This window comes from Cellulosilyticum ruminicola JCM 14822 (assembly GCF_001311925.1).
Lineage (GTDB): Bacteria > Bacillota > Clostridia > Lachnospirales > Cellulosilyticaceae > Cellulosilyticum > Cellulosilyticum ruminicola.
Genome location: NZ_BBCG01000004.1, coordinates 38,093 through 52,832 on the forward strand (window position 1 = coordinate 38,093; position 14,740 = coordinate 52,832).

Consider the following 14,740-nt stretch of genomic DNA (forward strand, 5'->3'; position numbering starts at 1 on the left):
AAGGTATTTTATATACACTGTATTATATCATTGCCGTATTATATGTTTCTCTAGAAACAATTACACCATCTTTTAAATTAATAACACTTTTACCATAATAAGATGCTTCTAATGAGTGAGTAACTTGAACAATGGTTGTTTTAAAATCTTCATTTATGTTTCTAAAGAGCTTCATAATCTCTATACCTGTTTTAGAGTCCAAGTTACCAATAGGTTCGTCCGCTAAAATAATCTCTGGTTCAAAAATCAGCGCCCTAGCTATAGCTACCCTTTGTTGTTGTCCACCTGATAATTCTCTAGGAGTGTTTTTGCGTTTATGTGACATTTCAATAATATCTAAGATATCTACTAGCTTCTTTTCATATTTATGAAGATTTTTTTATCCAAGATAAGTGGTAAGAGTATATTATCTTCTACTGATAGATTGGGTACTAAGTTATAAAATTGAAAAACAAACCCTATATCCCTACGTCTCATAACACTCTTCTTTTTTTCATTTATTTTATTAATGTCTTGATCATTTACTTTTACGACACCACTAGTTGGCTTATCTAGCCACCCAAAAGATATAATAACGTAGATTTCCCACATCCCGAAGGACCCATTATAGATAAAAAGTCTTCTTTTTCTACCCCAAAGCTTAAGTCTTTTAATACTTGAACTTGCTCTTTTCCAACTGCAAAGCTCTTGTTAAGATGTTCAACTTCTATTGCATACATTTTGCCATCCTCCTATTCATATTTCAACTCATCTACTATTTTCATCTTTTTATTCATAAATAGCGCTGGTATCGTTGCAACTACTACAATAATAGATGAAACAACTAATAAACTAGGAAGAATACTCATATTAAACTTTATATCCAAAGCTAATCCCATCAGTTTTGTTGTTCCTGATACTAATTTCATTCCCATAGTAGAATATAGCGTAATGATTACAGCTGGCCATATAATTGTAAATAAAGATTCAACTATCAGCATCTTTTTAAATTGGTTATATGCCATTCCAACAGAACTTAATACAACTATGCTCTTCTTTCTTTGAATAAAACTAATACTAATATTATTAATAACACCTAACGAACTAATAATAATAGCTATATAAGAGAAAATATTCAAGATACTAATAAGCTGACCTATTTGTTGTACATTAATTTCTATTGTCTCAGGATATGTACTTACACTACCACCACATTTATGAAGGTCTTCACTGATTTTATTCTTAACTTCGGCTGGATCTTTACTAGTATTACAAACAATCGTATCAGCAAATTTCACTCTAAATCTATCTGTAAATACCACATTCTTTACCATGATAAATAATGAATTGTAATAAAGTTTACCTTCTATGATACCTTCTACTATAAGAGGCTGTGTCTTTTCATTAACTTCTACTTCAATTTTATCTCCAACCTTCAACTTTAATGTATCTGCTACCTTCTGTGAAATTATCGTACTATTATACGGTCCAGATTTAAAGTTTTCATATGCTGTGCCATATTCCTCTTGTTCCCAATTAAAGTATTTATCATATGATGTATATTTATCTTCATCAATACCAAGTGTATAAAAGTCTAATCCATTTAACTCTGTATTAGCTGTATACATTTTTTGTACTGTTTTCTTATCAATACTTTTTTCTCCTCGTAATATACCCATAATTAAGTCTTCATTTCTAGTAACTGTAATCTTTAAATCATAATTCAAATCACTGTACCCTGCACGAATAGCTTTTTCCATACTTATACTCGTTGAATTAATTAATACAACCGTTAACATGGCAATTAGCATAAGATTAATATTTCCTAATAAAACTTTTGAAGTTCCTACATTGTTAAGTGCAATACTTACAACTGGAAATGTACCTTTGGTATACTTAAAAATTTTATTAGATATGAATGCAATGCATTTAGGGGCTATATTTATAACACCAATAATAGATAGTAACAATACAACTGGTGCCATAACTAACACCTGAATATTACCAAATAACGTATATAAAATAGCGATTCCCACAAATAACACACCAATAATGAATTTTAGCCATCCGCCACCCTCTACCATACTTGGTGTATTCAAAATAAGTTCTTTAACTTCTAACTCATTAATCTTTCTTATAGGTATACTTGCAGATATTACTGGAAGTATTAATGCAAATATAAAACCTGCAATTAAATATTCCGGAGGAATATTTAATTCTTCTACAATACCATATTTATGCATCGGTGACATCTCATAGTTACCTATATAAATAATAATGCATCCTATGATATCTCCTAATATACCACCTAATATACCATATCCTATACCTTCTAATTTTAAGATTCTTTTTATTGTTTTTTTAGTAGATCCTTGACTTAAAAAAGTACCAATTACCTTTAAACGTTCTGTAATAATAAGTTTAAAAGAGCTATAAATAATAATCATACTCATACCCACAATAATAGCAAACATCATATATAAAATACCTGCAATCATACTTATTGCCATCATTACTGTTGATTCACTATATAATTCATATGCCTTAAATTTATTATTCGTATCATTAAATAAGTCTACTGATCCACTAACCTTTTCTTCGCTTTTATTAGCGGCTATATAATTATATTTCCCTCTTGCATTAAATTCGTTTGCCGTAAATTTATATGGCGTCATCATTACAAAATTTGACTTCTGATCAGAATAAAAGCTCCTCGGTTACTAGCAATTGCATAAACTTCAAACTTTAAATCCTTTTGATCTATTGTTATTTCAAATTGACTACCAATTTCTAATCCTAATTCTTCACTTACTCGTTTTGAAATAATACACTTATTGCCACTAAATCCTTTTAAATTACTATTGTCTAGCAATATACTTTCATCAATATACTCGTTCTCTCTAGCTATTACACTAATAGCTGCCATTTCATCTTTATTAATATCATAGCTAGCATCTAAAGCAATTTGCGGCACTATATTAATAATACCTTCTTGATGCAAATTACTAATCTTAAAATAAGGTTCACTTGTATCCGAGATAATATAAATCTCTTTATGTTCAGCCTGTTCAAGTTGTGTTTTAGAAAAAATATCAATTGCAATATCTACTATTCCTAAACTACCAACTAATAATCCTGTACTTAGTGAAATAGCTACTAGTAAAAGTATGCTTCTCCCTTTCTTTTCCCACATACTTTTCAATATATATTTAAGGAATATAAACATACTATCTTCTCACCTACCCCCTTTTTGTGCCATTCTAACTAACATACACTTTTGCATCTACTTCTGAACCTATTTTTAACAATTCTTTTCCTTTATCAATAGTTACATCTACATTAATAACTGTATCTCCGTCATCCTCTACTGCATAGTCTGGAATTCTAGTAATTGTTCCTGAAATTTCTTCCGTTTGCTTTGTATAAGCATCTATAACTACTTTGCCTCCCAGCTTAATATCCATTAAGCTTTCAACAGGCACACTCACTTCAACAATCATTGAATCAACAGCCATTTGTTTTGCTAAAACTTCATTACTAGTTCCTATTTGGCTTCCTGCAACACATCCAATATCATAGACTAATGTATTATCCTCTGTTGCAATTATTGCATCATCCTTTATATATGGCTTATTTAGTTTTTCTTTTAGATATCTTAATTGATTTTGAGCAAGTTGTTTTTTAATTTCTAGTCCCTTAATTTGTGCATTTTTTTGTTTATCTGTTTCTGAAATCTGTAATTGGCTACTTTCTATTTGGTTCCTCAAATCATTTATGCTTACTTGATTTTCTTTTTTGATTTGATCTATATTAACTAAAATATTTTCTTCTTCAATTTCTTTTTGCTTGATCTTCTCACCTATTATTCGAAGTTCTTCTTCTGCCATGCCACCCGCTTCAACTATTGTTTTAGTTTCATTATAATTTCTTTCTAATGTACTAAGCTCCTGCTGTATTCCTTTTAACTTACCTTGTAATATCTTCACTTCAGGATCACTATTATTTGCCGCATAACCTTCCTTAAGTGCTAACTGATCTCTTATCGTATTAATTTCTACTACTAAAGGACTTATCTGTGCTTGTAGATTTTCAATATCAGCTTGAATCATCTTTATTTCTGATTCTTTCTCTAATATAGTCTCTAAATACTCTTCATTACTAAAGCGAAAAATAACATCTCCCTTATTAACAACTTGTCCTTCTTTCACATTTACCTCCTTTATAATCATAGGAAAGAGTACTGATATTTCTTTGCTCTTATCTACCTTTACAATTCCATCAACTTCTAAGATTTCATCATTCTTCTCAACTTTTACTTCTTCTTCTGGTTTAGTTTCTACAGCCTCTCCACTACCACAACCGGTTAACATACTAGCACATAATACACCTAATAAAACAACATATTTATTCATATCTTATCTCCCCACTTGTTTATGGTAATCCTCTATTTCTTCCATTCTTAGTTTTAATAAATACTCAGTTGTTTCGCTAAACACTTGCTGAACCTTTTGCTTATCTTTAATAAAGTCACACAATAAAATAATATCTAATTGATTACCTACTACTTTTACAAGTCCATAATAATTTGCATAGTCTAATTTTTCTGTGCCTTCTCCTTCAAGCTGACCTAATGTATATTCACTAATTTGGTCATACTCTTCTTCTGCATTACCTGCATAATTTAATAAACATGTTGCTTTAAAGTTACCTCCATGTGTTTTTTGGAAAGCATTCATAACTTCTCCCCATTTCAATGCTGAAGGAAGGTTCCATACTAAATTCAAGAAGCTAACATGGTGTTTTGAAACCATTGCCATAACCTCATAAATCTTATCAAGCATTTTTGAAGGTGCAACCTTATCTACCTTAATTACAACAGGAATTGTATCCATAAATACACCCATTGTATCAGAGAAATTCTGATTTTCATACTTACGATTTTGGAATAATAAGTCAAAGGCAATATAGTCTAATTGTAATAACTCTGCTAATACTAAAATATATATTTGTAATGCTAACTCAAAAGAACCTGCACCCTCCCCTTGATTATATTGAAATGCATTTAAATCAACAGTATGATGTACCATTTGAGTCTTTCCAACACCTTTCGCCTTTATCTTCTCATTAATAAGCTTTAATTTTTCACCATATGTCTTCATATTAAGCATCTTAATAAGTTCAGCTGGTGTTGTATTTATAGGCCCTCTCTTAATTTGATCGATATAGGCCTTATAATTTCCTGAAACATCCATTGCCCTTTTTACGCCTCTTTGAAGTTCCTTATAACGTCTTAAAATATGCATACGTAAGATTTGTCCTGATGTCACATCAAATATAGAGTGATCAAATTGGAAAAGCAACTGATACTTGCACTCATTAAACTTGATTAAAACAACATGATACATTGGACTACCTACTATTTTAAAATCAGACTGCCATTGTTCCTTGATAAGATAATCCATAACCTTTTCTTGGCTAGAAGGTGTTAATCCAGATAAATCTAATTTAGGCAAATCTAGCTTCATTGGTGATGCATATTCACGCCAACTATACCCTATTAAACGTTTCTCTAAACAACTACGTAACACACCATGACTTGATACTATATTACAAAATGCTTGTTCTAATAACCCTTCATCCACCATTTCATCAAATGCAATTAAATACAGTTGTAATCTTACCTCACCCTTAAAGTGCATACGTTGTATAGTAGTTAAACCATATCTTGAGATAATTCTTTGGCTCAATATCTGTTTATTAAATTCACATTGTTGTTCTCTCATTTGTCCTATAAATGTACTTATAGTATCTTCATTATACTCAGTTAAAATAGCCTGCTCTTTAAGGCTCTCTAACGCTATTTGTTCAGGCAACTTTTTGTACAGTGACATAGGTAATATATAGTGTGGTAAATATTCACTAGGTATTCTCTTTGTTCTTAATTGATTCTTTATGATTTCATATGCATTTTCAATGCTATCATCAATAAACATTAAATTTATTTTCTGATCTTGGTCTTTTACCACTACCCTAAATATAACATATACCCGAGTTGTTTTAAATAAATATTCTGATAATTCTTCGCCACTCTTTATTTCTACCTCATTTTGTCCGCTTTGTTCTCTTAAATAGTTAGCTAATAAACGAATAGTAGGATACTTATATACTTCATTAGCTAAAACCTTATACCCCTTATTTTCTAAGTCCACTGTCATTTGTATGATTTTAAAAGAGTCTCCACCTAGCTCAAAGAAATCTTGATCTAAATCAATCTCTTCATGACCAAATAATTTACACCAGGCTTTTTTAATAATTTCTTCAATTTCTGTCAATTCATTTGAGCTTATAGTCGATTTTTTCTTGATAATCTTCACGGTATAAGGTGCTATTAATTGATACCCTACAACAGCTTGGTGTAATCCTGATTCAATCATGCCTCCTACTAAAGCTAAATAATCTATTTTTAAGACATTTGGTGTTTCTCTTAAACATATATTATATGTTCTATTTCCAGCTTGTTTTATATGATAACTTACAAATCCATCTGTGAGTTGTGGTAACCATTTATTTTCGCCTGTAATATTCCAAATTATACTTAAATTTTTTTCATAATTATTGGCAACATTACTTAAAACATGACCAATCTGAGTAAATAACTCATTTTGCTTATTTACTTTTGAACAAAGTGTTTTAAATTTTTCTTCTTCAGCTACTAAGTCTGTCCATAATATAATGTGGTCAAGGCTTTGCATATTACTAATATAACTTCTAATCTTTGCTATGAGTACTTCTTCTTTTTTAGAGATTATACTAGGTAATACTTGCACATTAGATGCCTTCTTATTTTCTTTTCCTACTTCTTTTAACTTCCTTTGTCCAATAATAATACCTGCATCCAATTGATTACTTAATGTTTCATTATTAGGATAAGCAATGACTTCTTCTAAACCAACTGCTTCAAACTGTTCCTGCCATTTTTGCGTACTGCTAAGTGGTGATAAACTTCTTTCATTATGATCAAAATACCACCAACCCTCTGCAAGCCCCCAAATCATATCTATAAACCTTCTAGGCAGGTACGTTCCAATACACACATTACGCCGCCAGGTTTCAATATTTGCTGCATATTATTTAAACTAGTTTGCAATTGATAAGTAGCATGAATAACATTGTAAGCAAAGACAAGGTCAAAACTTTCTTCTTCTAACCCCTGTTCCTTAGGTGACTTACTAACATCAAATAATCCGTAACTAAAACATTTTAAGTCTTCCTGTACAGCAAATTTTTTAAAATCTTCAATATAAGTTTTTCCTACATCAGTAAAATAGTACTCAACCTCTGTATCCTTTAATAGTGTGGCAATATATCGTGGTATAGTACCATATCCCCCACCTACTTCTAAAATTCTAATCTTCCCTTTTTCTTGTATTAATCTTTCAACAAGCTTTGCAAAGATACTACGTATCAATTCATCTTCCTTCTCTTGATAAGTACCTGCATAAGTTTTAATTAATAAATCCTTCTGCTCAGGTGGATATAATACGCCTAATGCTGACTCCTCTCCACTTAAAGCCTTCTCAAAGTGACTCACACAATGTTCTAATAACTCTAATTGTCCATCAAATAAATTAGTTAACTTCTGCAAATCACATTTAATAACCTCTTTATTTCTTAAATACTTTATGGCCTCTGTTACAATATACTGCATACCATCTTCAAGAGGTTTAATCAAACCATCTTCTTTAAATATATGAATAAAATAGTCTACATACTTTTCAAAAGTCGGCTCAATTCTAAGTGCTTCTATCATTTCTTCTTGGCTAAAACGTGTTCCTACATTCAATGTCATTAAGCCATTTATATACTCAAAAACCAACCTAATAGTATATTCATCCATCAATTTATGTGCCTCACTCATATCAGGTATACCATATTGCTCTAAGTAAGACTTTTGTTGCTGACTTAATTCACTTACTATTTCTTTTAATATGCCTCTTTTATATCCTTCATCTACTAACTTATAAGGTAAAACTTTCAATTTATCTGTATATTCTTCTTGATAAAATCTTACTTTTACCTGATCCACATTTTCTTCATTACATACTACTAAAATATTTCTTTCACTGAAATAATTATTATTTACTAACTCATTTTTATCCAATATGCTTAGCTTTGGTACCAAGCGTTCTCCATTTAAATACATTACTACAGGATAAGGATTATTTTCTGCTGTAATCTCCTTTTGAATTATTTCTGCCCAAACTGAAAGTTGTTCTTGATTTTGAGTTCCTGCATCAATAAGGCGTAAACTTAATTCTTCTTGTGTCGCTAATTCACTCTGTACTTTTGCCACTAATCTTGGATAATTCATAAGCGGTGAATATGGGCTTAGAACAACTACCTCTGGCAGCTTCTCCTTATATTCATTCCTTAATATTTGCATTAACTCACTTAAATTACTATATGTACTTTCTTCATCCTTATAAGATAGTATAATTTCATCTGGCAATAATGCGTATTCTCTAAGTTCATAACACAATAGATATAAATCTAATGCATTCCCACTTCTTATATAACCCCCTAATGAATCTCTAAATGTATATTGGTCACCACTTTCAAATATGATCATTCTCCATCTAGGAAGTCTTTCACTTAATGCCTCGATTCGTTCTATATTATCCGTTAGTACCAAACAAACTCTCTGTTCATCAGTAGCATTTGCTTTAACTCGTAATACCTTTTCCCAGTTCTCTTGTGCAACCAAATCATCCTCTTCTTCTTGATTAGGAGCTACTTCTACTTTTCTATATTGTGCTACATTATTATTTCCTAAGAGTCCATAAAAGGCATCTACACTTATTGGATATTTCTTTTTTTCAAAAGGATATAAAGGTAATTTTATACGTGTGTGTTTTTCATCTTTATAATAAGATTTCCACTCTGGTACAACGCCAAATCCCCATAACTTACCTATACTTTGAGTTAAATAATCTTCATCACTAACTTCTTCTTTAGGATGATGTATTAAATTAACTGCCCCTGTTAAATGTTCTCTTCCTATTTGTCTTGCAAATGTACTTAATGTATGTCCTGGTCCTACTTCTATAACCACAACACGCTCATCTAACATCATCTGCTCGATTCCTTGCTTAAAGTGAACTGTTTGTTTTAAGTGTTTTGTATAATACGTTGCATCTGTAGCTTCTTCATTTTTTATCCATGTACCTGTTAAATTTGAGATATACGGGATCTTAGGTGATTGTAATTCTACATCTCTTAATACTGTCTCAAAAGGTTCTACTGCATCTTGCATAAGTTCTGAATGAAATGCATGACTAGTATGTAATTTTCTTGTTATAATTTTCTTTCTTTTACATTTCTCCTCAAAACTTTTTATTGCTTCATTACTTCCTGAGACAGTACATTGGTTTTCTCCATTTACAGCTGCTATTGAAACATTTTCTCCTAATAAAGCTAAGACTTGTTCCTCTGAAGCATTTACCCCTAGCATTGCGCCTTCAGGCATTTTCTTCATAATGACTCCTCTTTGGCATATGATTCTTATACCATCTTTTAATGTAAATACTCCAGCCAAAGCAGCAGCTACATATTCTCCTAAACTATGTCCTGTCATTCCTTTAGGTTGTATTCCCCAACTTATCAATAATTGCGCTAATGCGTACTCAATAATGAATAATGAAATCTGAGCCATATCTGTCTCTTGTAATAACTTATTATTTTCTGCTGAATGCTCGAATAATATTTCTCTTAAATTATCTATACCATTAGCCTCAACTTCTAATAAACATTCATCTACAACTTTTCTAAAAGTAGCTTGTGTTTCATATAATCCTTTTGCCATACCTGAATATTGTGAACCTTGTCCTGGGAATAAAAAGTAAACAGTAGGTTTACCATTAGGTATAGTTGAAGTAGATTTCTCCATATGCTCCAAGTCTTCTTCTAAAATATCTTTAAGTTCACTAATTGTATGGTATATAGTAGAATAACGTTTATTGAAACTTCTTAATCCTGTATGTACACTCCAAGCCAAATGAGCAGGGTTAATATTTTCCCCTTCTTGGTTCAAATATTCTAAATAACTCTTCTTCATATTTATAAGAGCTGTTTCCGTTTTAGCAGATAAGCATAATAAATGTGTGCCTCTTTGCTGTGTCTCATATTTTTGAATTGGTGCTTCTTCCAGTATCATATGTACATTGGTTCCACCTATACCAAAAGAACTTATTCCTGCTCTAAGTGGCATGTAACATTGTTCCTTATTTGGTACTTTTGTTCTTTCCCATGGCTTAGTTTGATCAACTATATAAAAATTGCTATTATCAATATCTATATTCTCATTAATCTTAGAAAAATTAATAGTAGCTGGAATTTGCTTATGGGCTAAAGATAATGATGTCTTTATAAAAGAAGCAATGCCGGCTGCCACATCAAGATGTCCAATATTAGGCTTTAATGCACCAATTCCCACTTGCTGTATATTATTATCCACTTCATATACCTTTTTTAAAGCTGTAAATTCTATAGGGTCACCTAATACTGTTCCTGTTCCATGGGATTCAATATAAGAAACACTATTAGCTTGTACACCTCCCATTTTTAACGCTCTACGTATTACTTCAGTTTGTCCTTCAATACTAGGCGCTGTATAACCAACTTTACGATTTCCGTCATTATTAACTGCTGTTCCTTTAATAATGCTATAAATATGATCTCCATCTTTAATAGCCTGTTGTAATCCTTTGAGAACTACTACACCTACACCATTGCCTTCTACAGTTCCTTTTGCCAAATGGTCAAATGCTCTGCAATGACCATCTGGCGACTTAATCATACCTTCATCATATAAATATCCGTTTTTACTTGGTAATGTTAAATTACTTCCACCAGCTACTGCGATATGACATGAACCTGTTAAAATGTTTCTACAAGCTAAATCTACTGCATACAAACTTGTCGAACATGCACTATAACTTGTTGTAGATGGACCATGTAAATTTAAACTATAAGCAATTCTTGTAGCTGCATGATCCTTATCATTAAGTTGTAATGTAGCTACACCATATCCACCATCATCAATTGTTGTTTTTAATGTCTGCGTTTCCCATGCAATATTATTAGCCGCCCCTAAAAATACACCTATACTTCCTCTATATTGTTCTGATGCATAACCTGCATCCTCTAATGCATGATATACCTCTTCATGTAAAACACGCACTTGAGGATCAATAGTTTGTGCATCTTTAGGTGTATAGTTAAAGAAATCTGAATCAAAATATTCCACGTTTGGAAAGACACCTTTTGCTTTAACATAATTAGGCTTGCTTAACTGTTCTGGGTCTACGCCTGCCTCAAGGAGTTCTTCTTCTGTAAAAAAAGATATACTCTCTATACCATCAACTAGGTTCTCCCAAAATTCTCTTAAATCATTAGCTCCTGGAAAACGCCCCGACATTCCTATAACTGCAATTTCAAGTCCTGTATATTGTGTCTCTATTTTCATACACTACTCCTCCTCTAATTGCATCATTAATGATGTTGTTCTTAGCAAGGTATTTTTCATATCCTCACTCTCATTTTCCTCTTCTTCTAATTTAGCCATCTCTACCTCTTCATCAGACTGTAAATATTCAGCTAAACTTGCTACTGTTGTATGTTCAAATAATGCGGTAAGTGGAATATCTTGATCTAATTTCTTCTGAAGGCGATTATTAATTGTTATTAAATTTAATGAATTTCCCCCTACTTCAAAGAAATTATCATTAACTCCTACATTCTCTATACCTAACACCTCTATCGCAATTTCTTTTACTATTTTTTCCATAGCATTAAGAGGTACATTTTGATTTTCCTCTTTATCAGGTTTATAAGTTGGATTAGGTAGTGCTTTCTTATCTACTTTCCCATTTTGAGTAAGTGGCATTTTTTCTAATGCTATAAAGAATGTAGGCACCATATACTTAGGTAGTTTCTTACCTAACATATCTCTATATACTTTAATATCCACTTCTTGATTTGGTATATAATAAGCACAAATCTGCTTATCTTCATTGATTTCTTTTACCTGTACAGTTACCTCTTTTATACCTGGTAAGTCTGACATCACACGTTCAATTTCTCCAAGTTCTACACGGTATCCTCTAATTTTAACTTGTGAATCAAATCTTCCTAAAAAGTCTATAGTCCCATCTGGTAACCAACAACCTAAATCTCCTGTCCTGTAAAGTCGTGTTCCTTCTTTATATGGGTTATCTAAAAACTTCTCTTCTGTTAATTCTGCCCTTTTATGATATCCTCTTGCCACACCATCACCAGCAACACATAATTCACCTATTGCGCCTACAGGTAATAAATTTAGTTGTTGATCTACTACATATACCATTGAATTTGTAAGTGGCTTTCCTATTGGAATCCTATCCTTATCTAAATCTTTCATTTGTATAACATGAGTACTTGAAATAGTAGTATTTTCTGTAGGTCCATAGCAGTTTAATAAACGTAACTTAGGAATAGCTTTCTTAACACGGCTAATATGTTTTACTGATAAGACATCTCCTGCCACAATTAAAGCACGTAAATTCTCAAAGGTATTAGGATTTTGATCACTTATTCTATTAAATAATGATGTAGTAAGTGCCATACAAGTTATTCCTTGTTCTTGTATTAATCTATTTAATCGTTTATCATCTAATACTTCACTTTGATCCCCTTCATTTGCTAACACTAGCTTACTACCATGAAGTAATGCACCCCATATTTCAACTGTACTACCATCAAAAGCAATCGCACTACTTAACAAAATAACTTGTTCTGGTCCATATGGTAAATAATCCTCACTAAATATCAATCTAAGTATATTTTGATGTGTAATGCAGCATCCTTTAGGTAATCCTGTTGACCCTGATGTATACATTAAGTAAGCTAAATCTAATGGCCCATGATTAGCTAATTTAGCTTCCTCTCTTTGAATTCTTTCTAGCTCATCTATTAATATTAGGTTTGCTGCTACTTCTAGTAAATCTCCGTCTATATCAGATGTTGTACAAATTACTTTTACACCACCATCTTTAATCAGAAAATCCAAACGTTCTTTACTATTTTTAATATCAAGTGGCATATATGCTGCACCACTCTTTAGAATTGCAATAATAGTTGCTATCATCTCAGGCGAACGTTTCATAAATAAGCCAACAATATCACCTGTTCTTACTTTATTCTCTTGCAATTGCTTAGCTATAACATTAGACCATTCGTCCAATTCACCATATGTAATATTCTCTTCATTAAAGTTAATAGCCACTTTATCCTTATACTCTTGAACAACCTTATTAAATACACCATCTACTGTATCATCTTTAGGATAACTATATGTTCTATTATTAAAATGCTCTATAATTTTCTCTCTATCTACTTCTGAACAAACTGGTATTTCATTTACCAATTGATGTGGATTTTGGCATACTGCTTTTAATATAGTTTCAAGGCTTCTCTCTAGATATTCCATCGTTTCCTTTGTGTACTTACTAGATTCATATCCAAAAGTCACCTTAAACGTTTCACCTGGATTAACAATTACATCAAAGTCATAGTTCGCTTGTTCAAAAATTTCAACTTCCTCAAAACATAATTCCTGACCTGACTTTTGTCCTTCTAATTTTAACTGTTCATCTAGCGGATAGTTTTCAAAAGCAATCACATGATTGATTAACTTATTCTTTAATTTACTCTGACTCTGTACCTCAAAAAGTGGATAATACTCATAAGGTTTAGCTTGTGTATTTTCTTCTTGTACTCTTTGACATAATGTTTCAAAGTCATCTTGCTCTTCTGTTTTTACTCTAACAGGCTGTGTATTAATAAATACACCTACCATACTTTCTACACCTTTTAATTCTGCTGGTCGCCCAGATACAACATTTCCAAATACTACATCTGTTGTATAATTATATCTTTGTAATAAAATACCCCATGCTACTATAAATATAGTATTTATAGTAACATGCATTTGTTTTGCAAGTTCTTTCATTCCTTCAATAATTTCTGATGATAAGCAAAAAATATGTCTATCATGACCACTTATTGTATGATCAGCTAAAGCTGGAACGACTGCACTTTTTTCATAATCACTTAAATACTTTTTCCAATAATCAGCGGCTTCCTGTGTAGGTTGTTTTTCGTACCAACGTATATACTCCTTATATGGATAACGTTCCTTTGCTATTTCTGCTTCAGATGAAGCAGAATAATAGCTAATTATATCTCTAAATATAGGTGATAATGACCATCCATCCATTAAAATATGATGGAAGGTTAATACAAATTGCCAGACTTGATCCTCTACTTGTAATAATGCACCTCTTATTAATACATCTTTTGATAAATCAAATCCTTTCTCTTTATCTTCTTTCTTAAAAGTTTCTACTAACTCATTAGCATTTTCTTGATTTCTAAAATCCTTTATAATAAGCTGTGGATCCCATTTTTTTAATACTACTTGTCTTGGTTGATTTGTCTTTTTATACGAAAAAATACTTCTCAGTATACTATAACTTTGAGACACTTTCTTTAATGCCTCTGCCATACGTTCTGGTACTACATTGCCTCTTATCTTAAAAGAAAACTGTTCCACATAAGCCACAGATGATGGATCTAGGGCATAATTTATTAACATTCCTTTTTGCATTGCTGATAAACCATAAATATCTTGTACATTTTCTTTATTGACCATATAATATCCCCT

The 14,740-nt window shown here is 31.5% G+C and carries 8 protein-coding genes; all 8 read right to left on the reverse strand.

What is annotated here, in order from left to right; all coding sequences use genetic code 11:
• Positions 1-22: 22 nt before the first annotated feature.
• Positions 23-325, reverse strand: a complete 303-nt coding sequence (locus JCM14822_RS23450; protein ID WP_334291636.1) for an ATP-binding cassette domain-containing protein — start codon at positions 323-325, stop codon at positions 23-25.
• A gap of 226 nt (positions 326-551) precedes the next feature.
• Positions 552-719 carry an ATP-binding cassette domain-containing protein gene (locus tag JCM14822_RS23455; protein WP_330377252.1) on the reverse strand — a complete coding sequence of 56 codons (168 nt, stop codon included), beginning with the start codon at positions 717-719 and terminating at the stop codon, positions 552-554.
• A 12-nt stretch (positions 720-731) separates the two neighbouring features.
• A complete protein-coding gene (locus JCM14822_RS02450; RefSeq protein ID WP_054739325.1) occupies positions 732-2,657 on the reverse strand; it encodes an ABC transporter permease in 1,926 nt (641 codons plus the stop codon).
• Positions 2,657-3,205 (reverse strand): hypothetical protein, encoded by a 549-nt coding sequence (locus JCM14822_RS02455; protein WP_054739327.1) that lies wholly within the window; start codon positions 3,203-3,205, stop codon positions 2,657-2,659. Before JCM14822_RS02455 ends, JCM14822_RS02450 begins: the two co-directional genes overlap by 1 nt.
• A gap of 34 nt (positions 3,206-3,239) precedes the next feature.
• Positions 3,240-4,391: an HlyD family secretion protein gene (locus JCM14822_RS02460; RefSeq protein WP_054739329.1), complete on the reverse strand. Its 1,152-nt coding sequence runs from the start codon at positions 4,389-4,391 to the stop codon at positions 3,240-3,242.
• 3 nt (positions 4,392-4,394) lie between these two features.
• The gene (locus JCM14822_RS02465) at positions 4,395-7,034 is read right to left on the reverse strand and encodes a condensation domain-containing protein (protein WP_054739331.1); all 2,640 of its coding nucleotides are present in this window, start codon (positions 7,032-7,034) and stop codon (positions 4,395-4,397) included.
• A gap of 2 nt (positions 7,035-7,036) precedes the next feature.
• On the reverse strand, positions 7,037-11,503 hold the full coding sequence (locus tag JCM14822_RS02470; protein ID WP_054739334.1) for a type I polyketide synthase: 4,467 nt from the start codon (positions 11,501-11,503) through the stop codon (positions 7,037-7,039).
• Between the two features lie 3 nt (positions 11,504-11,506).
• The gene (locus tag JCM14822_RS02475; protein WP_054739335.1) at positions 11,507-14,728 is read right to left on the reverse strand and encodes a non-ribosomal peptide synthetase; all 3,222 of its coding nucleotides are present in this window, start codon (positions 14,726-14,728) and stop codon (positions 11,507-11,509) included.
• Positions 14,729-14,740: the final 12 nt, after the last annotated feature.